17 protein-coding genes and 2 tRNA genes are annotated in these 24,604 nt (G+C 43.2%); 11 read left to right on the plus strand and 8 right to left on the minus strand.

Annotated elements, in window-relative coordinates:
- Positions 1–176 precede the first annotated feature (176 nt).
- From OLM34_RS01450 to OLM34_RS01475, 6 genes are all read right to left on the minus strand, one after another.
- Positions 177–1,853, minus strand: a complete 1,677-nt coding sequence (locus OLM34_RS01450; protein ID WP_264404727.1) for a RagB/SusD family nutrient uptake outer membrane protein — start codon at positions 1,851–1,853, stop codon at positions 177–179.
- Between the two features lie 21 nt (positions 1,854–1,874).
- Complete coding sequence (locus tag OLM34_RS01455) at positions 1,875–5,129, minus strand: SusC/RagA family TonB-linked outer membrane protein (protein ID WP_264404728.1); 3,255 nt, start codon at positions 5,127–5,129, stop codon at positions 1,875–1,877.
- Between the two features lie 170 nt (positions 5,130–5,299).
- Positions 5,300–6,319 carry a FecR family protein gene (locus OLM34_RS01460; RefSeq protein ID WP_264404729.1) on the minus strand — a complete coding sequence of 340 codons (1,020 nt, stop codon included), beginning with the start codon at positions 6,317–6,319 and terminating at the stop codon, positions 5,300–5,302.
- Between the two features lie 216 nt (positions 6,320–6,535).
- Positions 6,536–7,111: an RNA polymerase sigma factor gene (locus OLM34_RS01465; RefSeq protein ID WP_264404731.1), complete on the minus strand. Its 576-nt coding sequence runs from the start codon at positions 7,109–7,111 to the stop codon at positions 6,536–6,538.
- Positions 7,112–7,247: 136 nt separating this feature from the next.
- Positions 7,248–7,889 (minus strand): pyridoxamine 5'-phosphate oxidase, encoded by a 642-nt coding sequence (gene pdxH / locus OLM34_RS01470; RefSeq protein WP_264404733.1) that lies wholly within the window; start codon positions 7,887–7,889, stop codon positions 7,248–7,250.
- Positions 7,890–8,265: 376 nt separating this feature from the next.
- Positions 8,266–8,556, minus strand: coding sequence for a hypothetical protein (locus tag OLM34_RS01475; protein ID WP_264404734.1), 291 nt, complete (start codon positions 8,554–8,556; stop codon positions 8,266–8,268).
- Here OLM34_RS01475 and OLM34_RS01480 point away from each other — a divergent pair.
- The 5 genes from OLM34_RS01480 to OLM34_RS01500 all read left to right on the plus strand — a co-directional run bounded on the left by OLM34_RS01480 (position 8,555) and on the right by OLM34_RS01500 (position 15,055).
- A complete protein-coding gene (locus tag OLM34_RS01480; RefSeq protein ID WP_264404736.1) occupies positions 8,555–9,238 on the plus strand; it encodes an ABC transporter ATP-binding protein in 684 nt (227 codons plus the stop codon). The two genes, OLM34_RS01475 and OLM34_RS01480, sit on opposite strands and share 2 nt — an antisense overlap.
- Positions 9,239–9,253: 15 nt before the next feature.
- A complete protein-coding gene (gene dpp5, locus OLM34_RS01485) occupies positions 9,254–11,365 on the plus strand; it encodes a dipeptidyl-peptidase Dpp5 (RefSeq protein WP_264404738.1) in 2,112 nt (703 codons plus the stop codon).
- 91 nt (positions 11,366–11,456) lie between these two features.
- A tRNA-Asp gene (locus OLM34_RS01490) sits at positions 11,457–11,531 on the plus strand.
- Between the two features lie 356 nt (positions 11,532–11,887).
- Positions 11,888–14,503 (plus strand): DNA mismatch repair protein MutS, encoded by a 2,616-nt coding sequence (mutS, locus tag OLM34_RS01495; protein WP_264404739.1) that lies wholly within the window; start codon positions 11,888–11,890, stop codon positions 14,501–14,503.
- An 84-nt stretch (positions 14,504–14,587) separates the two neighbouring features.
- Positions 14,588–15,055 (plus strand): hypothetical protein, encoded by a 468-nt coding sequence (locus OLM34_RS01500; protein ID WP_264404741.1) that lies wholly within the window; start codon positions 14,588–14,590, stop codon positions 15,053–15,055.
- Between the two features lie 185 nt (positions 15,056–15,240).
- Here the strand turns inward: OLM34_RS01500 and OLM34_RS01505 are convergent, their stop codons facing one another.
- Entirely contained in the window at positions 15,241–16,323 is a 1,083-nt protein-coding gene (locus tag OLM34_RS01505) for a 3-oxoacyl-ACP synthase III family protein (RefSeq protein ID WP_264404742.1), read from the minus strand.
- A gap of 211 nt (positions 16,324–16,534) precedes the next feature.
- Here OLM34_RS01505 and lpxD point away from each other — a divergent pair, with 211 nt between their 5' ends.
- The 6 genes from lpxD to OLM34_RS01535 all read left to right on the plus strand — a co-directional run bounded on the left by lpxD (position 16,535) and on the right by OLM34_RS01535 (position 22,343).
- Positions 16,535–17,578 carry a UDP-3-O-(3-hydroxymyristoyl)glucosamine N-acyltransferase gene (gene lpxD / locus OLM34_RS01510; RefSeq protein ID WP_264404744.1) on the plus strand — a complete coding sequence of 348 codons (1,044 nt, stop codon included), beginning with the start codon at positions 16,535–16,537 and terminating at the stop codon, positions 17,576–17,578.
- A gap of 57 nt (positions 17,579–17,635) precedes the next feature.
- A complete protein-coding gene (locus OLM34_RS01515; RefSeq protein ID WP_264404839.1) occupies positions 17,636–19,021 on the plus strand; it encodes a bifunctional UDP-3-O-[3-hydroxymyristoyl] N-acetylglucosamine deacetylase/3-hydroxyacyl-ACP dehydratase in 1,386 nt (461 codons plus the stop codon).
- A 19-nt stretch (positions 19,022–19,040) separates the two neighbouring features.
- Entirely contained in the window at positions 19,041–19,829 is a 789-nt protein-coding gene (lpxA, locus tag OLM34_RS01520) for an acyl-ACP--UDP-N-acetylglucosamine O-acyltransferase (protein WP_264404746.1), read from the plus strand.
- A gap of 4 nt (positions 19,830–19,833) precedes the next feature.
- Entirely contained in the window at positions 19,834–20,856 is a 1,023-nt protein-coding gene (locus tag OLM34_RS01525; RefSeq protein ID WP_264404748.1) for an agmatine deiminase family protein, read from the plus strand.
- Positions 20,857–21,083: 227 nt separating this feature from the next.
- Positions 21,084–21,959 (plus strand): carbon-nitrogen hydrolase, encoded by an 876-nt coding sequence (locus OLM34_RS01530; protein WP_264404749.1) that lies wholly within the window; start codon positions 21,084–21,086, stop codon positions 21,957–21,959.
- 308 nt (positions 21,960–22,267) lie between these two features.
- A tRNA-Pro gene (locus OLM34_RS01535) sits at positions 22,268–22,343 on the plus strand.
- 135 nt (positions 22,344–22,478) lie between these two features.
- On the opposite strand, the gene OLM34_RS01540 is transcribed toward OLM34_RS01535, so the two are convergent.
- Positions 22,479–24,467, minus strand: coding sequence for an alpha-L-arabinofuranosidase C-terminal domain-containing protein (locus OLM34_RS01540; RefSeq protein ID WP_264404751.1), 1,989 nt, complete (start codon positions 24,465–24,467; stop codon positions 22,479–22,481).
- Between the last annotated feature and the right edge of the window lie 137 nt (positions 24,468–24,604).

Genomic DNA, 24,604 nt, shown 5'->3' on the forward strand with positions numbered 1-24,604 from the left:
CCTTTTCCCAAAAGCAATGCGAAATGCACTTTTTGCCGCTTAACGAACGATTAAGAAAAAATAAAAAAGAGGAATGCTCCATATGAACTGAACCCCAAAAGTTTTTAACTTTTGGAGTTCAGAATATTATATATCTTTAAAACAAGGATTTCAAATCGATTAATATAATTAATTTTTTATTCATAACCCGGATTCTGTTGAAGAGCATTATTTCCTGATATTGCTTGTTGCGGTACAGGAAAACGACAAAGATGAGTTGAATTGGAAGGTTTGTGATCCCACCATGATTCGGTTACAAACATATTCCAACGAATGAGATCGGTCCGTCTTCTTCCTTCACCAAGAAATTCAATACCCCATTCATCTATCATGCGATATTTATCCAAGTTATCAGCCGTTACAGGATTGGGATCTTCTCTGTTAGCAAAATTCCTTGCCCGAACCTGGTTAATAAGATTAGCTGCCGTCTTTTTATCCCCTGCACGCATTTTACATTCAGCTAACATATAATAAATTTCGGCTAAGCGAATGACCGGATTATCTGCTCCATTACGAAGGTTCTCATCTGCCAAATTAGGTTGGGGAACTTTCACCAATCGAATTCCAGTATTTTCTTCTCCATCTGCCATAGTTGAACGCAAAGAAGCAGTATCAGGAGCTTCAATTCCAATTTTCTTAAATCTTGCCACTCTGTCTACAAAATAAATTACTTCTCCTTTATATTCTTGAGTCCCTCTGGTTATACCATATGGACTTTCTTGTCTACCGACAAGAAACATTCCCTCATATTTCCCTGATCCTCTATAAATATAAGGCTTTTTCCGCAAGTCCTCATTATCGAATTTTTCAAAAGGCTTACCTAACTTAAACTCAGTATAAATTTCGCCGGTTGGCTTACGTGAAGGTTGTAAATGAGCTCCGTTATTTGCCCCTCCATCGAGACCAAAATATTTATAAGTTTCATAATGATAAAAATCAGCATAAAACCAATTATATTGCAGTTTGTTGAACTCAGAAGGGGTAGACCATATGATTTCGGGTGATTTATTATTATAGAAATCATGTGGTCCAAACCAGTCATCATCTAATTCATAATAACCATATTCACCATCAATAATGTCCTGACAAATGGTAGCACATTCATCAAAATGATCTTCACCTATATAAGCTTCTGCATTAAAGTAAAGTTGGGCTAACATTGCAGCAGCAGCAGCTTGTTTAAGAGCACCTTCTTCTGCTTCTCCCTGTTGTTTTTTAGGCAATTTTGGAAGTGCCTCTTTAAGAAGATTTTCAACATGTTCAAAAGTTTCCTTATCACTACTCCTGGGGATATTTTCACCTTCATTGCTAGTAAAAATTGGAAGACCACCAAAATAATCAAGCCCTCTCAGATAAAAAAAAGCTATTAATGTTTGAAGTTGCATTAAATGAGAAGCTTTGTCTTCCTCCGTTAATTTTACTTTTGAATAATCAAGATTTTGCAAATCTTGCTTTGTATCCAAAGCAAGTGCTACCCCCATGAGTGTTCCTCTCCAAGTTCCCCATATCCAACCATCATTAACTGTCCATTGATGATAATGGTAACGATAATTCTCCCCCCCATTATACCAATGAGGGCCTTTTGTTGTAATAGCAAATTGATCAGCAGGATATTCCTGTAACCTCCAGCGGTCATTTTCCACATACCAACGTGCATGAGTAAAAGGCCTGTATAGGGCAGCATTAACATCTTTTTCCGTTTTAAAGAAAGTTTCCGGTGTCACTGCACTATACCATACTTCATCCAAATTAGTGCACGCTATTCCTATGAATAACAAGATAATAAATAAACTAATATATTTTAAGTTGCTCATAATTCTAATTTATTTTTAATATTAGAAAGTTAATTGAATTCCCAACGTCCATGTTTGCGTTCTTGGATATAAATTATTAAACCATTCGAAACCGGGATCTAAACCATTAATATTTGATTCGGGTTCCATCCCAGAATAGCTAGTAAGGGTAAATAAATCCCTCCCTGAAAGATACACACTGGCATTTTGAAGAAATTTAACAGATGATGTATTGAAATTGTATCGTAATGTTACGTTTTTAAGTTTCAGAAAATCACCATCTTCGATCCAATAATCACATAGTTCCTTCTCTCCTTTAACGTTTTTATGTTTTTTGAAAGCATCTTTCAATACATTTTGCTCTTCTACATTGGGTAAACCAAAATACATGTTAATTGTATTAAAGATATCATGCCCTAGCCAACTTGTAAGAAGAACATAGAGTTCCCAGTTTTTATAGCTTATATTATGATCCCATGACATTTGGACAATAGGGATGGCATTGCCAACAAAAGCCTTATCATCTATTGTCTTGGTACGTTTGGTCACATCGAAAGCATTTCCGTCTTTGTCATAGAGCATCCAATTACCTTCTTCGGTAAAACCGGCAAAACGCCATACAAAAAATTTCCCGATTTCTTGACCTGGATATAAACGTACGGCATCCCCAGGCGATCCGGGAGCCGGAAATCCGACACGATCCCAAAATGTTTGACTTCCCCACAAACTTTCAAGTACCGACTTATTATGGGATATCCTAAAAACAGTATTATAACTCCACTTATCCGTCTGAACTGCATTATACGCTAACTCGCCTTCCCAACCGGTATTTTTCAAACTCCCGACATTCATCGTAGTCTTATCATGAATAGCTGGAGGTACGGATACCGACACATCATAAATCATTTTATCAACAGTTCTGTTGTAGATATCAAATTTTCCTGATAATTTATTGTTGAATAATGTAAAATCGACTCCTATATTCCACTCTTTCTTCTCTTCCCATTGCAAGTTTTTATTCTGATTATGAGCCAAACCATAGGTATATATCCATTCACCGTTACTTAGCCACCAAGTATCTGAAGAATACATGCGTGTAGCTACTCCGGGATCGAAATTTTGGTTACCTGTAACTCCATAGCCCCCACGTATCTTCAAATCGTTAATAAAATCAAATGATTCCATGAAAGACTCATTACTAATTCGCCAACCAGCAGAAATAGCAGGAAAGAAACCCCAACGATTATCTTTGTAAAATTTGGACGAACCTTCATAACGCCCACTCAACGTAATCATGTATGTGTCTTTATATGAATAATTACCTCTTCCAAAAAAGGCAATTAATCGTTCACGAGGATCCTTCCACGAACCCATACCTGCTCTCCCCTTCGATAAATAGGTACCTTTCCCCATGTCCCAAGCTTTAATCCCATCTACAGGGAAATCGGCATTGTTCATATCAAATCCATCACCATTAAATTCTTGAAAGCTATATCCAACAACTCCATTAACAACATGATTGCCAAATTCATTTAAATAATTGGTTTGCCACTCAAATGTCTTATCACTATTTTGACCGTAGTTTTGCCTCGCATAGCCATCACGATTATTATCGAGGGAATTTTTATGTTGAGCCGATTCATAATAAACATCTCTCCATTGTCCGATACGGGTTGCCACCATAGCTTGGGTACTTAAATGGGGTGTAAGATTTAATTTCAACGTTACATCTCCCAAAAAATTATCATTATAACCCAAATCATCTCGTAAACGAATATCGGCAACCGGATTATAATATTCCCACCCGCCAGTCCAAACATTAAAACCTGTCGGGGAATCTGGATCATATGGTGAAAGAGTTGGATTTAATTTTATTGCTTGATAAAATATACCGTTATGGGATCGTTCACTGGATGATTTCCTGTAATCAGCATGGGTAATAATTTCCACAAAATTATCTAAAAGATCAAAATTGGCATTGATGCGCCCTCCAAACTCATCCCTTTTATCTCCAAGGGCAATTCCTTCTTGGTCAGAGGCAACAAAGGTCGCATAGATTTTAGAAGTTTCCGATCCTCCATTGAGATTTATATGATGACGTTGGCGAAATGGAAAATCAACCGTAACTTCATCATACCAATCCGTTTCATTTCCGTAATCTTGTCCCAGTCCGTTTTCTACAAATTCTTTAGCTGAAAGCACTTCAGGTCTGCGTCGAATAGTTTCTGTTGTTAATTCAGTTGTATAAGTTAATCTCATTTTGCCTGCTTTCGGCTGCTTAGTTGTAATTAATATTACACCTCCGGCAGCACGCGTCCCGTAAATAGCACCTGCTGATGCATCTTTTAAAACATCGATCGATTGAATATCTTCACTAGTAACCGAGCTCAAACTACCTCCCGGCACTCCATCGATAACAATAAGGGGTCCTTGGCCCGCCTTTATGGAAGCAATACCGCGTAGCTGAAGTGAAGTTCCCGCATTCGGGCTTGTTCCATTGGTCGATTGAATACTCAAACCGGTGACCTTATCCTGGATCGCAATTAATGGATTACCAGCAACACCCGGAATAAGATCCTTACTTTTTATTGAAGTAATCGAACTGGTCACTTCTCTCCTTTCCATGGTTCCATATCCTACAGCTACCACCTCCTGCAAAGCAATGGCTTCTTCCTGCAAGGTAACATCGATTCTTGTCCGATTGGCAACATTAATTTCCTGTGTTTCCATGCCCACAAACGAGAAGACCAGGGTGGCAGTGACTGGTACGTTGCTTAACGAATAGTTACCTTCTGCGTCGGTAACCGTTCCCTGCGTGGTACCCTTTACAACTATTGTTGCACCGGGCAGAGGCTGTCCACTTTGATCGGTTACCTTCCCTGTAACGGTAAGTTGTTGCTGAGTCGTTTGCTGATAATTGTTGAGAATCTCGCTACGGCTCAGAGCAATTTGTCGGTCATCGATCTTGTAGCTGATTCCGGAATCGTTGAAAAGTTCATCCAGAATTTTAGCTACGGACTGATTTTTACATTTAATGCTTTTCCGTTGATGAAGGTCAACCACCGTGGTATCATACATAAAACGAAATTCTGTTTGTTGCTCAATAGTCTCCAGAATTTCCTGAATAGGTCGATTTTCGATATCCAGACTTAATTTTGTCTCCTGTGCATAACTATCCGAAGCAAACACATTGGTAATACAAACGAACAGAAACAACAAAACCATCCGGCTTACTTTCCCGAATTTTGATCCCATCATCGCTTTTAAAAAGGGATTCGCACCATAATCTTTTTCCATGTTAACTTTTTGTTTTGTTTTTAATGATTAAAAATCACATTCTTTTTTATTTGTAAATTAGACTAATAAAATACTACTGAGAGACATTGCCTTCTCAGCATCTTGCCATGTATTCGGCTGTTTTTCATTTTTCGAAATATATGCTTTTCATAACCAAATGTTTTTAGGGTTCAACATGTTATTTTTTTTGAAATGATGACTTTGGGAAGTGATGCCGAATCGGAATTATGTTGAATCCGACATTTCACCGGGCAGGAATATTCGATGAGCCTGAACAGTTGTTCGTAGCTTTCACTTTGAATAGTACCCGTAAAAATAGATTCGTATACCGTTTCGTCCGTTACTTCAATATCGATATTATACCACCTTTTCAGCTTTTCAAAAACCGTTTTTATCGGTTCGTTTTTAAATACCAACATGCCGTTTTTCCATGAAGCATATTGTGAAACGTCAAATTCATCTACGTGAATAGTATTTTGCGTCAAGTCATAAGCAGCCAATTCCCCCGGTTTCAGGGTATAGTCGAACGATTCGATCCGGTTATGAGACAATGCCACTTTGCCCGATTCAAGCGCTACACAGACTTTCCCAGTTTCGGGATACGCATTAATATCGAATTCCGTTCCCAATACCGACACCACAACATCGTTGCAGTGAACATCAAAAGGCAATTTTTCATTATGGGCAACCTTAAAAAAAGCTTCGCCATTCAGGATGACTTCTCTGCGATGTTCAGAAAAATTATCGCGGTACGTGAGCGTCGTTCCCGAATTCATCCAAACAATCGAGCTGTCGGGCAAAACAACCTGCGATCGCTGGCCGTTTTGGGTAATTACAGTAACGGTTCTGCTGTTGAAAGCCCTTTCATCACTGCTCTTTTTATGAGAAAAGAAGAAAATCGACCCCAACACAAGGATCAGCATGGCTGCATAAGGCAACAACCGGTTAAAAGTGCGTTTGATTTCAAGCGATTTCCTGTGTTTGAGACCTTTACGGATGTTTTCGAGCATCTTTTCGGAATCCACGGGAATATCTTCATCAACATAGGCAGAAAGACGGTTCTCGTCAAACAACCGACCTATTTCGTTCTGCCCTTTTTCGCTATTTAACCACAGAAACAACTTCTTCAGGTCTTCTTCCGAATACGAACCGGAAAAAAATCGGCGTATTGTTTCTTTAAAATTATCCATTTCGAGGGTGTTTTATATCAATACACTTCAAAAGACAAAAACTATGACGCTGTTCGCAAAAAAATTTGAAAAAAATGCAATAAAAAAACCTTCCGGCAGATTCGCCCGACTTTATAACAGACTATATAATTAGGAGATAGAATAAATCTTAACTTGAAAAATATATCAGTGGGCTCACTGAAGAGGAAAAAATATACGTAGGAGACAAAATAAATCTTAACCTGCCAAAAGGCAGATCAGGAGCAAGCCATACTTCTTGAGTTCGTCTTTTAGATAGGTGTTGGCTTTGAGCAACTGACTGTCCACCGTGATAACCGAAATTCCCAATTTTTCCGAAATCTCTTTTCGAGACAATCCCTCAACCTTTCTCATCATGAAAACTTCTCTCCTCCTCGGCGGCATTCCCTCGATAATGAGTCGTATTATTTCGCGTGTTTCTTTAAAAATAACGTAATCGTCCGTCTTACCCGACTCCACTTCGTTAATGAGTTGAAAATGGTCTTCGAAAACCCTGCGGTTGACTTTTTCGCGGGTAAAATTCAAAAATGTATTTTTGGCGATTTTAAAAAGAAAAGCATCAAACGAATACCCTTCAATAAATTCTTCTCTTTTTTCCCATATCTTAATAAAGCTTTCCTGCACAATCTCTTCTGCATCTTCTTTCGAATCGAGAAGACGCATCAAATAGGCATATAATTTTTTGTGATATCGCTCGAAGAGCTTTTCAAAAGCTTTCTGGTCGCCATTTTTGAAAGCCCTTATCAGCAATATTTCATTTTCATTAATGTCCATTCAATAATTTTAGGTATTATGAGATGCCGACAAAGGTAGAGAATTATTTTTGAAAATTCACAAAAGGCTATTCCTAAGTATATCGATTAGGTATAACAGATTGATTCACAATTAACTATTGGGAATCATTTTCATCTCACGGAGCTAAGCGACGCATAATCCACTCCCTATCTGCCTTAAAATAAGCAATGCGATCATGAAGGCGGTTCGGCCTTCCTTGCCAGAATTCGACGAGGATGGGACGAATAAGAAAGCCACCCCAGTTTTGGGGACGAGGGATGGGTTTCCCCTGAAATTTTTTTGCGAATTGCAGGAACCGTTCGTCCAATTCGTTGCGATCATTCAACAGGTTACTTTGAGCAGAAGCCCAAGTGCCAAGCTTGGATGCGCGCGGTCGGGAATCGAAATAAGCGTCGGATTCTTCCGGTGATATTTTTTCTACTTGACCTTCGATGCGTATCTGACGTTCAATCTCATGCCAGTCGAACACTACTGCAGCAAAAGGATTTGCCGTCAACTCGCGACCCTTACGACTCTCGTAATTGGTAAAAAACACAAATCCGTCCTCGTTTACTTCTTTCAAAAGCACCGTACGCGCCGATGGTTTCCCCTCGGGTGTGGCCGTAGCCAAAACCATGGCATTGGGTTCGGGAATACCCGATTCAACCGCATCAGTCATCCATCGGTTGAACTGCAAAATCGGATCTTGCATCATCTCTTCCTCCCGCAACGGATCTGCTTTATATTCTTTTCGAAAACCGCTAAATTGAGTATACATCGCATTCAAAAGGTTAGTTACACTTTATAAACCATTTCTCCGCATTTTGGTTTACATTTCCGTCTGTTTCTTCACTTCACCATTCCATCATATACGCGACTTGGTTCAAAATTAAACAGGTATCACGATACCGATTTCGCTTCTTCTTCGCTCTTTCTTCGCTCTTCCTTCGCTTCAAAGCAGGGACAACAACACCGGATTCCATACGTTCGGGGTAAGACAAACCTACGTCTTTCCCGCATGTAGAAAGGGATACAGAGGCAAAGCCGGAGCAAACTTTATGCAAAGGTGATGCAAGGCTGATGCAAGCATGGTGCAGCCTTGGTACGGCCTTGGTGCGAGGATGGTGCTGCTCTTCGGAAAATAATCGGGGGAATTATGTCGCCCGAATAATAACATTTATTATCTTTGTCGGATAGGATGAGACATTGTCGTCGATCGAACAACGGTTTGCCGAACGAAAATAAACCTGTACGAAAAAGTCGAGGTTCACAAAGCAGTCGAGAAGGTCACTAACAAGAACATCGGGCAAGATGATTTTCATGTGACGGCTGTTGGCATCGGAACAGCAGTTAACGGCAACAAGAAAGCCACACGAGATAATTTCCATGCCGGGATCATGATGTCCAAAAGACCGACAATAGTCTCGGAAAGAAAAATAATTCATGATAAAAGTTGAAAAGATATACAAAAGTTTTGGCAATCTTCAGGTATTGAAAGGTGTCGATTTGGAAGTCAACAAAGGTGAAATTGTATCCATTGTCGGTCCCAGTGGTGCAGGTAAAACCACGTTGCTGATGATTATGGGAACCCTCGAAAAGGCCGATGCGGGAAAAGTATATTTTAACGATAATGATCTGGGTCGGCTCGAAGAGAAGGAACTTTCCGATTTTCGCAACAAGAATATCGGCTTCGTATTTCAGTTTCATCAATTGTTGCCCGAATTTACCGCATTGGAAAACGTAATGATTCCGGCGCTAATCGGGAACCGTAAACGCAGCGAAGCAGAGAAAAAAGCCAAAGAGTTGCTACACATGATGGGACTCACGGGCAGAATGGATCATAAACCAGCCGAACTCTCGGGAGGTGAGAAACAACGCGTGGCCGTGGCCCGAGCGCTAATTAACGATCCGCTGGTGGTTTTGGCCGACGAACCGTCGGGCAGTCTGGACACCCAAAACAAAGCCGAACTTCACCGGTTGTTTTTCGAGTTACGCGACAAACTCAACCAAACGTTCGTTATTGTCACTCACGACGAACAGTTGGCCTCGCTCACCGACAGGACCATTCACCTGCAAGACGGCAAGATTTTTCAACCTGAGCAACTGTTATCCCAAAAACAAACCTGAAAAAAACGTCCTTTTATGAAAAGAAAATCAACGATTATCGCATATATGTTAGCAGGAGCATTGGTGCTGTCATGCACGACAAACACGCAAAACTCGGACAACAAATCCGAGAAGGAAGAAATCATAGGGAAGTCGTCTCCCAAGATAGAAAACGGCATTATGACGCCGGAGGTGCTGTACAGCTTTGGACGGATTGGCGAAATGCAGGTTTCGCCCGACAAATCGCGCATCGTTTATGAGGTTACTTATGTGAGTATACCACAAAATAAAACGAATACCGAGCTTTTCGTGATGAGAACCGACGGATCGGAGAAAAAACAACTAACCCGTTCCAATTCCCGCGAGAGCAACCCCCGCTGGATAAACGGCGGGAAAAAGATCGCTTTTCTGAGCGATAAAGACGGTACGTCTCAACTTTGGATCATGAACATCGACGGAAGCGATGAGGAGAAAATCTCCGATATCGAAGGCGGAATCGGAGGTTTCTCGTTTTCACCCGACGAAAAGAAAGTGTTGTTCGTCAAAAACGTAAAGACACAACCCACGGCTGCCGACCGCTATCCTGATTTGCCTGAAGCCTCGGGACGAATTATCGACGACCTGATGTACAAGCATTGGGATCAATGGGTAACGGAAGTGCCTCACCCGTTCGTGGCTGATTTTTCGGAAGGGAAATTACAAAATGCCAAGGATATACTGGAAGGCGAACCTTACGAATCGCCCATGCTGCCTTTCGGCGGAATGGAACAGCTGGCATGGAGCCCCGACAGTAAAATGATTGCCTATACCTGTCGCAAAAAAACAGGCAAAGAATACGCCCTATCCACCAATTCCGATATTTATCTATATCGTGTGGAAAGCGGCGAAACCCTCAACATTACGGAAGGCATGTCGGGTTACGACACCAATCCGCAATTTTCACCCGACGGAAAATATATCGCCTGGCAAAGCATGGAGCGCGAGGGTTACGAGTCGGACAAAAACCGCCTTTTCGTGATGGATCTGCAAACAAAAGAAAAAACCTACGTCACCGAAAATTTCGATTACAATACCGATGCTTTCATATGGAATACCGATAATACCACGTTATTTATCGTCGCCTGCGTGAAAGCCAAAACGCAACTTTTTGCGGCAGACCGCACGACGAAAGAGGTTAAACCGATTACCGAAGGAGTTCACGACTACGTTTCGGTGGCATTGGGTGAAGCGGGGAAATTGATTGCCAAACGCCATTCCATGTCGCAACCCGATGAGATCTACGCGGTGGATATTGCCTCGGGAAAAGCCGTTGAGCTTTCGTTCGAAAATAAAGAAATTCTCGACCAACTGACCATGGGAAAAGTGGAAGAACGATGGATAAAAACCACCGACGGCAAACAAATGCACACCTGGGTAATCTATCCGCCCCGTTTCGATTCGACCCAAGTTTATCCCGCCATACTCTATTGTCAGGGTGGACCGCAGAATACGGTCAGCCAGTTCTGGTCGTACCGGTGGAATCTTCAACTGATGGCAGCCAACGGTTATATCGTGGTAGCACCCAATCGTCGCGGCGTTCCCGGTTTCGGCATGGAATGGTTGGAACAGATCAGCGGCGATTATGGAGGACAAAACATGAGGGATTATCTCTCCGCCATCGATGCCTTAGCCAACGAACCCTATGTGGACGAAAACCGGTTGGGATGTACGGGCGCAAGTTACGGCGGTTTTTCGGTATATTGGCTTGCCGGAAATCACAACAAACGCTTCAAGGCCTTTCTCGCTCATGCCGGTATCTTTAATCTGGAAGCCCAATACCTCGAAACCGAAGAAATGTGGTTTGCCAACTGGGATTTGGGTGGGCCGTTCTGGGATAAATCGAATCCGGTGGCCCAACGCTCTTTTGCCAATTCACCCCACCGTTTCGTGGACAAATGGGATACACCCATCATGATTTCGCACGGCGAGCTGGATTATCGTATTCTTGCATCGCAGGGGATGATGGCGTTCAATGCCGCACAACTGCGGGGAATCCCTTCACGGTTATTGATTTATCCGGACGAAAATCACTGGATTACAAAACCCCAAAATGCCATTTTGTTTCAGCGCGAGTTTGCCCGGTGGTTCGATGAATGGCTGAAGAAATGATATTCGTTGAAAAATTCTCTGCAAATCTTTTTGGGATTAAGAAAATATAATTACCTTTGCACTCGCTATCGAAAAACAGATGGCGATCGTTGGTGCGGTAGTTCAGCTTGGTTAGAATACATGCCTGTCACGCATGGGGTCGCGGGTTCAAGTCCCGTCCGCACCGCAAAAGAATTTACTGAAAGAATCGTACCTTAAAAGAATTTTTGTATTTACAGATAAACGTCGTAATAGCACACCCCATTATGGCGTTTTTTATTTATCTCACCCTCCCCATTTGTGTAAGCAAAGGATTTTTTGTACATTTCCCCTTTATGCGATACTTAATATAAGACCTATAGACCGTTTATGTGGAACATCTATAAAAAGAATTTTTTGTACATACCCCTTTATGCCCCTTATGCAAACAACTATAAAAACCGACTCGACTTGTTCGAACGGAATTTTCATGCCTCAGTATGTAAATTGAAAATTATCATGTAAATTTGTTCATCCGAAAATCCGGAGAACAAACCTGTAGTTATGAGTAGAGAAATTGCCGAAACTCCATTAATGAAACAATATATCACGATCAAAAAACAGTATCCCGATGCGGTGCTGCTGTTTCGTGTAGGCGATTTTTACGAAACTTTTTCCGATGACGCCATCGTTGCCTCGGAAATATTGGGAATCACCCTCACACGGCGTGCCAATGGAGCTGCACAGTTTGTGGAGTTGGCCGGCTTTCCTCATCATGCACTCGACACCTATCTGCCCAAACTGATTCGGGCGGGCAAACGCGTAGCCATTTGCGACCAACTGGAAGATCCAAAGAAAGCGAAAAAACTCGTCAAGCGCGGCATTACCGAACTGGTAACCCCGGGTGTTTCCATTGGCGACACTATCCTCAATCACAAAGAGAACAATTTTCTCTGTTCGCTTCATTTTTCAAACGGCAAACTATTCGGTATTTCGTTTCTCGATATTTCCACGGGCGAATTTCTGACTTCCGAAGGATCGCGAGAAGATATCGATAAGCTGCTTTCCAACTTCTCTCCCAAAGAAATCCTCATCGAACGGGGCAACAAAAAGAGATTCGAAGAACACTTCGGCAGCAATTACTTTTTATTTGAGCTCGACGACTGGATTTTCACGGAGGACTCCGCCAACGAACGATTATTAAAACATTTTCAAACCAAAAACCTGAAAGGCTTCGGCGTTGAACATCTGTCCTTGGGAATCATTGCTTCGGGAGCTATTTTGCACTATCTGGATATTACGCAACACACGCAGATCAGCCACATTGTATCGTTAAAACGCATCGAAGAAGATCATTATGTTCGTCTCGACAAGTTTACAGTACGAAATCTGGAATTGCTTGCTCCACTCAACGAGGGAGGGAAAAGCCTGCTCGATGTGCTGGACAAAACCATTACCCCTATGGGTTCGCGGTTGTTGCGGCGGTGGATCGTATTCCCGCTGAAAGACATCAACCCCATCGAAAAACGGCTGGACGTGGTTGAAAACTTTTTCCGTGAACCGGAACTCAAAGAACTGCTCGAAGAGCAACTCTCCCTCATTGGCGATTTGGAAAGGATCATTTCGAAAGCCGCCGTCGGGCGAATCACACCGCGCGAAGTAGTACAGCTGAAAATCGCCCTCTCAGCCATCGAACCCATCCGGGACGCCTTTTTGGCATCCGACAATATCAATCTCAAAGAGATGGGCGAAAAATTGAACCCCTGTCCGTTGATCCGCGACCGCATTGAAAAAGAAATCGTATCCGACCCGCCTACCCTCCTGAACAAAGGCGGAATCATCCGAAAAGGGGTCAGCAACGAGCTCGACGAACTTCGCGATATTGCCTATTCGGGAAAAGATTATTTGCAACGGATACAAAAACGTGAAAGCGAAAAGACAGGAATTTCGTCGCTTAAAATCGGATTCAATAACGTGTTCGGTTATTATATCGAAGTACGCAACACGCACAAAGACAAAGTACCCGAAAGCTGGATACGCAAACAAACGCTGGTCAGTGCCGAACGTTACATCACCGAAGAATTGAAAGAATACGAAGAAAAAATTCTGGGGGCAGAAGAGAAAATCATCACCCTCGAAACCGAGCTCTACAATGCGCTCGTGGAAAGTTTGATAGAATATATTCCCATCATCCAAATCAATGCCAACATTGTTGCCCGGATCGATTGTCTGTTGTCTTTTGCCAACGTGGCTCAAACGAACAACTATATCCGTCCCGAAATCAACGAAACGGATATTCTCGACATTAAAAACGGTCGCCATCCCGTTATCGAAAAAGAGCTTCCACCCGACGATCCGTATATTGCCAACGATGTGTATCTCGACAACGAAACCCGGCAAATCCTCATCATTACCGGTCCCAACATGTCGGGCAAATCGGCATTGCTTCGCCAAACGGCACTCATCACACTCATGGCGCAAATGGGATGCTTTGTTCCTGCCGATTCGGCAAAAATCGGTGTGGTCGATAAGATATTCACCCGTGTTGGTGCATCCGACAATATCTCGCTGGGCGAATCTACGTTTATGGTAGAAATGAACGAAGCCGCCAATATTCTCAATAATCTCTCGCAACGCAGCCTTGTGCTTTTCGACGAACTCGGGCGCGGAACCAGCACCTACGACGGTATCTCCATTGCCTGGGCCATTGTGGAATACATTCACGAACACCCCTACGCACACGCAAAGACCCTTTTTGCCACCCACTATCACGAATTGAACGAAATGGAGAAGACGTTCAAACGCATCAAAAACTATAACGTATCCGTAAAAGAGATCGGCAACAAGGTCATTTTTCTTCGAAAACTGGTACCCGGCGGAAGCGAACACAGCTTCGGTATTCATGTGGCACAAATGGCCGGAATGCCGCAAAGCATCACAAAAAGAGCGGCTTCCATACTGAAACAGATGGAATCGAACAACCGAAAAGAAGGCATCGGCAAACCCATCCACGACATTATCGAAAAACGCGAAGGTTACCAACTGAGTTTTTTTCGACTCGACGATCCGGTATTGAGTCAAGTACGCGACGAAATCATCAATTTGGATATAAATACGTTAACCCCTATTGAAGCGCTCAATAAACTCAACGAAATCAAAAAAATCGTAACAGGAAAATGATGCATTCTCATTCGAAAAATAAACAATTCATTTTTACGATTGTTATTTAAATGAGAATATAACATCATTTAAATGCACACAACTATGAAACTAAAAAAATTATTCCTTACAAGTTTATTGGCTATTGCCTTAACAACTACACTTCAAGCGCAGGATTATCAAAGTGCTTTCGGCGTCAGATTAGGTTACGATAGCGGTCTGACTTACAAGAATTTCTTTTCTATCGGAAATGCTTTTGAGGGAATTCTAAGCGCGTCGCCTCATCATTTTCAGTTGACGGGGTTGTATGAATACCAGCAACCGGTGCCGGGGGCTCCCAATCTCGACTGGTATTTGGGACTCGGAGCACATCTGGGTGGTCTGTATGACAAGGAACACCGCGATAATGGCTTTCTTTTGGGTGCAGACCTTATTGCCGGAGTCGAGTACATCTTTCCTCAGGCACCTTTTGCCCTTTCACTCGACTGGAAACCGTCGATTAACTTTCTCAACGATTACAATGACTACTGGTATGCGGGTTTCGCTCTGAGTTTAAGGTATCGATTTAACTGATTTCCTTCCTTAAACTCCTATTCCATAAATCAAAAGAGGGTGCATCACATGTGTGATTTCACCCTCTTTGTATTCGTACTCCCCTTATGGGAGACAATTTCAACTATTCGATTCTCATTATCAGCGGCTTATTTAGATACAGCCGTTTTTATTTCGTATTTTCCCGATTTCGATGCGTGATGTTTTTACGGAAAACGATAAACCACACTGTTAATATTCATTCCGGCACCCACGGAGGCCATCACCACCGTATCTCCTTTGGCGAGCTCATGATTGTCCAATTCGCCGCGCACAATCATATCCAACAAGGTGGGAATGGTAGCCACCGACGAATTCCCCAACCACGAAATGGTCATCGGCATCACCTCATCGGGCACAACGTCGATGTTGTAAAGTTTGAACAACCGTTTAAGAATGGCTTCATCCATTTTGCCGTTGGCCTGGTGAATAAGGATTTTCTTTACCTGTTCGATGCCGATATTCAATTTATCGAGTCCGGCCTTGATAGTCGAAGGCACATTTTCCAACGCATACTGATATAACCGACGTCCGTTCATTTTCAGGTAATAATCTTTCTTCTCGGCCAATTTGGGATTGTAGGAATATCCCATGTGAAGCAGATGTGCATAATTGAGTGCATCGGTACGGCTGTTATGACCGAGAACACCTACCGGCACGTCGCTCTCGCAAGGTTCCAGCACAGCAGCTCCGGCGCCATCGGCATAGATCATGCTGTCGCGGTCGTGAGGATCGGATATGCGCGACAATATATCGGCTCCGATGACCAGTACTTTTTTGGCTTCACCCGACCGAATGTAATAATCGGCCTGAATAAGGGCCTGCACCCATCCCGGGCACCCAAACAAAATATCGTAGGCAACGGTAAAGGGATTGGCTATCCCCAATTTTTGCTTGGTGCGTGAAGAAAGCGTCGGCAAAATATCCATACGATTATTATCGACCAACGTTTCCCCGAAATTGTGCGCGAAAATAATATAATCGAGTTCCTCCTTATCGATTCCTGCAGCTTCCATTGCCCGCTGAGCAGCGATAACTGCCAAATCGGAAGTAACCTGATCGTCTTCGGCATAGCGTCGTTCGGAAATAGTGGTGATTTCTTCAAATTTTCGTACGATTTCTTCGTTAGGAATGGGCAACTTTTCTCCATTGGTATCGTAAAATTCATACGACAAAAAATCGTTGTTGGTCATCCGTTTTGTGGGTACAAAACATCCTGTTCCCGTAATAACACTGTATATTTTTTTCATAAAAAAGGCAATTTTTTCGTTTTTTGTATTTCCAATTTTCCTAAAAACTTCATGCAAATGTAGAAAATATAAATCGGAAAACCGCTCAAACCGATAAAAATTTTGAGAAGCTATTGATTATTTTTATGATATCATTCTTTCGTACAATCAAAATTTATTCGTTAATTTGCAAAATTAAATAACATCCTTTTTTAGTTATAAAGAATACATAATGACTTTTTCTGCGAAACAAATTGCTGATCATCTGCATGGTGAAATAATTGGCAATCCCGATGTACAAGTTCATTCATTTGCCAAAATAGAAGAAGGAAAGCCGGGAACCATCACGTTTCTGTCGAACCCGAAATATACGCACTATATATACGAAACCCAAGCCGATATTGTTTTGGTCAACAGCGATTTTGTTCCCGAAAAGCCCATAAAGGCTACAATGATTAAAGTCCCGAACGCTTACTCGGCGCTGGCCTCATTATTGGAGCTGGTTGAGATGAACACTCCCAAAAAGACGGGCATCGACGTTCGAAGTGCCATAGCTTCATCGGCTCAACTGGGTAAAAATATTTACATTGGCGCCTTCACCGTAGTGGAAGAAAATGCCAAAATAGGCGATAATTGCCAAATTTATCCTCAGGTTTACATTGGCGACAATGTAAAAATCGGGAAAAACACCCTTATCCATTCCGGAGTAAAAATCTATCGGGACTGCATCATCGGCGACAATTGCATTCTTCATTCCGGAGCCGTTATCGGCGCCGAAGGATTCGGTTTCAGTCGCGAAAAAGACGGTTATCGCAAAATACCCCAAACGGGCAATGTGATCATCGAAAACGATGTGGAAATCGGAGCAAACACCACCATAGACCGGGCAGTCTTTGGTTCAACCATCATCCATCAAGGCGTAAAACTCGATAACCTTATTCACATAGCACATAATTGCGAAATAGGAAAAAATACCGTCATGGCAGCTCAAGTGGGCATTGCCGGCTCATCAAAAATAGGAGAAAACTGCGTTTTCGGTGGTCAGGTAGGTATAGGAGGCCACGTAACCATTGGCGATGATTCGCAAATCGGTGCACAATCGGGAATCCTCAGCAATACCCCAAAAGGATCCCGCATCATCGGAACGCCTGCCATTCCCGTGAAAAATTACTTCCGCTCAAGCGTGCTCTTTGCCAAATTGCCCGCCATGGATCGTGAGCTGAGAGCCCTCAAAACAGAAATCGAAGAATTGAAGAAAAAATTAGAAGAAAAATAAGCGGCTTTTACGTGGAACAAAAAACACTTCTTTTGTGAAATTTTAATAATCGAAGAAATAGTGAAACAGAAAACGTTAAAAAAAAGTTTTACCCTCAAGGGTAAAGGATTACATACGGGTTTGGATATCGAAATCACATTTAATCCGGCACCGGTAGATCACGGGTATAAAATTAAACGTGTCGATTTGGAAAACCAACCCATCATCGAAGCACTAGCTGAAAATGTGATCAATACCGAACGCGAAACTCTTCTGGGAAAAGACAACGTAACCGTTGGCACGGTAGAGCACGGCCTTTCGGCACTCTACGGTCTCGAAATCGACAACTGCCTCATTGAGGTGAATGCACCTGAATTTCCCAATCTCGACGGCAGTGCTCTCGAATATGTAAAAGCAATAAAAGAAGTAGGTATTGTCGATCAAGAAAGAGAAAAAGACTATTATATCGTAAGAAAAAAAATTGAGGTTGACGATCCGGTAACCGGTTCCAAACTCACCCTGCTTCCCGATGATTGTTTATGCATTAATTCGTTTATCGAATTCGATTCGCAATACATTCCTAACCAATCGGCTTCGATGGAAGGGTTGGCCGAATACGAAAAAGAAATCGCTCCGGCACGTACCTTTGTTTTCGTTCGCGATGTACTTCAATTATTCAAGGCAGGGTTGATAAAAGGAGGAAATCTGGATAATGCCGTTGTTATTTATGAACGCAAACTTCCACAGGAAGAGCTCGACAAACTGGCCGATTTGATGAATGCTCCTCATCACGATGCCAATGAGCTCGGATACCTGAATCATCGTTCGCTTATTTTTCCCAACGAACCGGCAAGGCACAAAATTTTGGATCTCATCGGCGATATCGCACTCATCGGGAAACCGTTGAAAGGACGAATCATAGCCAAAAAACCCGGTCATCACATCAATAATCAATTGGCACGACTTATTCGCAAAGATATTCGGTTGAACGAAGTACAACCGCCCATTTACGAGCCCGACAAGGAGCCTCTTATGGATATCAACCGCATCCGACAATTACTGCCCCATCGTTATCCTTTTTTGATGGTGGACAAAATCATTGAAAAAACGGACAGGTACATCGTCGGTATCAAAAACATTACGGCCAACGAGCCCTATTTTCTCGGACACTTCCCCGAAGAGCCCATCATGCCCGGCGTATTGCAGGTGGAAGCAATGGCACAAACGGGTGGTTTACTCGTTCTTTCCAGACTGGATGAACCGGAAAGATATTCCACCTATTTCCTGAAAATCGATAATGTAAAATTCCGTCAGAAAGTGGTTCCGGGCGATACGCTCATTTTCAGGGTAGAACTCACGAGTGAAGTAAGAAGAGGCATTGCCACCATGAGAGGACTTGCTTTCAAAGGCGACAAAGTAGTTTCTGAGGCCGACTTCACGGCTCAAGTCATAAAAAACAAATAAACAATAAACGGTTGAATATATGAATGCGATTTCTCCCTTGGCATTTGTGCACCCCGAAGCAATAATCGGAGACAATGTAACCATCGAACCCTTTGCCTACGTTGACAGAAATGTGGAGATTGGCAATGGAACACATATCATGGCACATGCAACCATTCTTTACGGTGCGCGTATCGGAAACAATTGCACCCTATTTCCCCAGTCTACCATAGCCGCCATTCCTCAAGATCTGAAATTCAAAGGTGAAGATACCGTTGCCGTTATCGGCGACAGAACCGTTATCCGCGAGTGTGCCACCGTAAATCGGGGTACGGCTTCAAAAGGATTTACCATTGTTGGAGAAGATTGTCTCATTATGGCTTACAGTCATGTTGCGCACGATTGTGTGCTTAAAAATCATGTCATCCTGGGCAATGCGGCACAACTGGCCGGCGAGGTCGAAATAGACGATTATGCCATTGTGAGCGGCGGATCGCTGGTACATCAGTTTACCCGGATAGGGGCTCATGTGATGATTCAAGGCGGTTCAAAAATTTCCAAAGACATTCCCCCCTACGTGATGGTGGGGCGCGAACCCATATCCTACGTGGGATTGAATGTTGTGGGACTTCGCAGAAGAGGATTTACCGGTGAAAGAATCAATTCTATACAGGAAATCTACCGCTATTTATACCAATCGGGATACAATACTACACAGGCAACCGAAAGAATAGAAAACGAACTTCCCGATTCCGAAGACCGAAACTATATCCTCGATTTTGTCCGCAACTCAAGCCGAGGCATTGTTCGAGGGAACATGGATGTATAAGCTCATGACTCGCACGATATTTCCTGCCGAATGGTATCCGCAAAGCGGTGTACAGTTGACATGGCCACATGCCGGCACCGACTGGTTCGACATGCTCGACGAGGTAATCCCTTGTTATGTTGCCATTGCAAAAGAAATTTTGAAACGCGAAAAACTGCTCGTGGTTTGTCCCGATGGGGATGATGTGCTCCGACACTTCAACAAAGAAGAACGAAAAAACCTCCTCGTGGCGGTAGTCAGAAGCAACGACACATGGGCGCGCGATCACGGCGCTCTTTCCGTATTTAGGGATGGGAAGCCCGTCATTCTCGATTTCGGATTCAACGCTTGGGGACTGAAATTTGCGGCAAATTACGACAACCAAATCACCGGTGGACTTTATGCTCAAGACATTTTTCAACCCCAGGTGCAATACCGTTGCCATCTCAATTTCATTTTGGAAGGAGGCTCAATAGAGTCAGACGGCAAGGGGACGCTCCTTGCTACCTCTGAATGTCACACTTCGCCCAACCGAAATCAACCGATGGAGCTCGACGATATCGAGCAGTATCTGAAAACAACCTTGGGGGCAGAACGCGTGCTCTGGCTCAATCATGGCTATCTTGAAGGCGACGACACCGACCACCACATCGATACACTTGCCCGTTTCTGCAACGAACACACCATCGCTTACGTACAATGTACCAACCGGGACGACGAACATTTCGACGAACTGCAAGCGATGGAAAAGGAACTACGGTCGTTTGTCACGGCAGAAGGGAAACACTACACGTTGATTCCTTTACCCATGGCCGATGCCGTCTATTCCGAAGGCTATCGACTTCCTGCCACTTACGCCAATTTTCTCATCATCAACGGTGCCGTGCTCATGCCCTGTTATGGCACGCCGAGAGACGAAATGGCCAAACAGCAGCTACAGAAAGCTTTTACCGACAGAACGATTGTCGGCATCGACTGCCGACCGCTCATCCGACAACACGGGTCGCTGCACTGCACAGCCATGCAATATCCGCAAGGGTTTCTTTAAACAGGATACCCGTAAAACGAGACAAGCAGGTGTACAATACACTATCCGCAAGTTTTGTTTAAACCATGAGTCTACTTGAATAAGTCTTATTTATTGAAGATGAGCAAAAAATCAACCATAAAATCAGGTTTCCACAAAATTAATTTTCGGTATTTTGAATTTTATAAAGCAGACTCAACCATTCAACTATAAAAAGAAACGAGTGAGAAGAAAAAACAACTAAAACAATGAAAGTAGGAATCATACAACAAGCCAACACCGCCGATATACAGGAAAACGTTTCGCGACTGCAAATGGCCATCCGCACACTTGCCCGCCAAGGGGCAGAACTTATTGTGATGCAGGAGCTGCATAACGGTCTGTACTTTTGCCAAACGGAAGATCCGCATGTTTTCGAACAGGCCGAAACCATTCCCGGCCCCTCAACACTCAAGTTCGGTCAACTTGCAAAAGAACTGGGTGTGATCATTGTGCTTTCGCTTTTTGAGAAACGTGCTGCCGGCCTTTACCACAACACTGCTGTCGTGATCGAAAAAGACGGCACTATTGCCGGAAAATACCGCAAAATGCACATTCCCGACGATCCTGGATATTACGAGAAATTCTATTTCACCCCCGGCGATTTGGGTTTTATCCCCATACCTACCTCCGTTGGAAAACTCGGCGTGTTGGTTTGCTGGGATCAATGGTTCCCCGAAGCAGCACGATTGATGGCGCTGGCCGGTGCCGATCTGCTGATTTACCCCACCGCCATCGGGATGGAACTCACCGACACCGAAGAAGAGCAACAACGCCAGCTCGAGGCGTGGATAACCGTTCAGCGGGGGCATGCCGTAGCCAATGCCCTTCCCGTTATTTCGGTAAACCGTACCGGATACGAACCCGATCCTTCCGGTCAGACACACGGCATCCGGTTTTGGGGAAACAGTTTTGTTTGCGGACCTCAGGGCGAGATGCTTTTCCGGGCACCGGAAGATAAAGAAGTAGCCGAAATTGTTGAGATCGACACCCTCCGCACCGAACACACCCGCAGGATATGGCCATTTTTGCGCGACCGCCGAATCGACGCCTACGGGGATCTCACCAAAAGATTCAGAGATTAAATTTCCTTTTTCGCAAAAATCGGTCTGAAGTAAAACTTTTAACTGTCGTCGGAAATGAAAAATGCGGCACTTATATCCATCGGCTACAAAAGTGTTTATTTTAAAGTTCTCTACCATCTTTTTTATCCTGTCTTTTAGAATATCTCTTGCTTCAGTAGAAATCAGATTTAACATTTCGGCTGATGTTTTTCCGCATAATAGGTATCGTTTTGCATGTGCTGCACATGCCGGTCGGATCAACAGTTGGAAAATACAGCACACAAAATTTGCCGGAATAAAAATAAAAAGCTAATTTTGCACTCGCTTTTCGGGATGTAGCTCAGTCCGGTTTAGAGTACGCGTCTGGGGGGCGTGTGGTCGCTGGTTCGAATCCAGTCATCCCGACAAAAACACCTCAAGCCGAATATCGAACAAAGGGCATAATACAATGTCAACAAAGTTGAACGATACCGGCAACCCAACACTAAAAGAGGGTGAAATCTCAATGAGATTTCACCCTCTTTTACATGAAAAACTATACTATCGGCTTAATGTGAATTTATAAAGGTAGAACGAATAGGGCTCAATTTGCGATTCCAGTATATTACCCTCGGCGAAAACCTCTTTTTCTTCGGGAACAATAAAAAAAGGATTTTCCAAGGTATTTTCGGCATCCAACTTGTCCGACTTCAACGTGATGAGTTTTCCTCCGGTCAATTTTTCGGATTTCTTCAATCCACTGAAATTCAGTTTAACCGACTGAGTCTTATCTGAAGTATTCACGATTTTCACAATCACCTGCTGATGGGCTTTATCCCATACGGCACTCGCAAACAAGCCGTTTTGTCCTTCGGCTCCTGCCACAGGACGGTTATCCCTGGTAAGCGGAAGCACATGAGTACCCTTATTCCGCGAATAAAGCTGCTGTACGTAATAGCTGACCGTCTTCACCGAGCGTAAATTATCGAACCAGATCATATCAGGGCGCCATTGCCAACCTTCTGCATGAGCAAAAAGAGGAGCATACGTTGCCATGTGTACCACATCGGCATTGCGTTCCATGCCGGTCATGAAAGCAGCTTCGAGCAGTGAGGTATAGAAATGGTTCCATTTCTTGCCTTCACCATGACAGGCATATTCCCCTGCAAAAACCTTTGGTCCTTTGCGGTCATAATTATCGTAACGCGAACCCTGATTGAGAAACCAACTTTCGGGGCGATAAAAATGCTCATCCACCAAATCCACATTGATGCGTTTCATCTCAGGCCAAAGGTACTCAAATTGTTCCCCTTCGGATGAAGGACCCGAACTACCGATGATTTTTATATCGGGATAAGCCTTGCGAATGGCCTTGACAAAAGGCTCGAGACGTTCGGGATACTCAGGTCCCCACTGTTCGTTGCCTATACCGATAAATTTAAGATTAAACGGAGCGGGATGACCCATTTCTGCGCGCAATTTGCCCCATGTAGTCGTAACATCGCCATTGGCAAATTCAATCAGATCCAATGCATCCTGAATATAGCTTCCCAACTCGCTCACAGGTACATGGGCTTTGGGATCGTCGTTTTGAAACTGGCAGGCGAGGCCACAACTGACCACCGGAAGCGGTTCTGCTCCAATCTCCTCGCATAAAAGAAAATATTCATAAAAACCGAGACCGTAACTCTGATAGTAATCGGGATAGAAACGATGGGTAAAGGTATATTGCCAACGGTTTTCGTTCAACGGCCGGTTTTCTACAGGGCCTACGCTGTTTTTCCAGTTGTATCGGGTTGCCAAATCGGTTCCCTCCACAATACACCCGCCGGGAAAACGAAAAACACCGGGATGCATGTCGTAAAGTGCCTGAGCCAAATCCTTACGAAGTCCATTTTCATGTCCCTTCCACGTATCAACAGGAAAGAGCGAAACATGTTCCAAATCGACCCCCTCACGTGAAGTCAGGAAAATTCGCAAAACAGATTTGGCAAATGTCTTATCGGGTTTCAGGATGACCCGATATTTTTTCCACTCCGAAGAATTGATGATCAGCTCTTGCGAAGCGAAAGCCTGCCGTTCGCCTTGTGAAGATACATCGACCAGTTCGATCTTGATTTTTGCATTTTTTGCAGCATCTGCTGTTCGCGCCCACACCGAAAAACGGTATTCTTCACCCTTTTTAACACCGATTCCGAAGTAACCCTCATTATCCAATCCCGTATGTTTATGCGGGTGACCGGCATATTCCAATCTCACATAATGCGGATTCCTTTCAAAAGGGCCATCGTTACGGACAATTACTTTGCCAAAAGGCTTCCATCCCATTAAACGGTCGGGAAATTCAAAAGAACGGTTTTTCACCAACTCGGCATATAATCCTCCATCGGCCGCATAATTGATATCTTCGAAAAATAAACCATACATGGTAGGTTGAATCTCGGCGCCGGGTTTATTGGTTTTGATAACCATTTCGTTGGTTTGAGCACAAAGCGGATAAGTAAGTAAAACGCTCAATAAAATGACGAATAATCTTTTGTAATTTCTCATATCGAAAAAATTAAAAAATTAAAAACCATGTTTTGTTTCAACAAATTGATTGCCCCAATCCTGCAAAGATAAAGAAATTCATGAAATAAATGTTATCTTTGCAATTAAATACAAAACTAAGCCGACAAGTATAGCTG

Origin of the sequence: Anaerorudis cellulosivorans (assembly GCF_025943985.1) — a bacterium.
GTDB lineage: Bacteria > Bacteroidota > Bacteroidia > Bacteroidales > Dysgonomonadaceae > Anaerorudis > Anaerorudis cellulosivorans.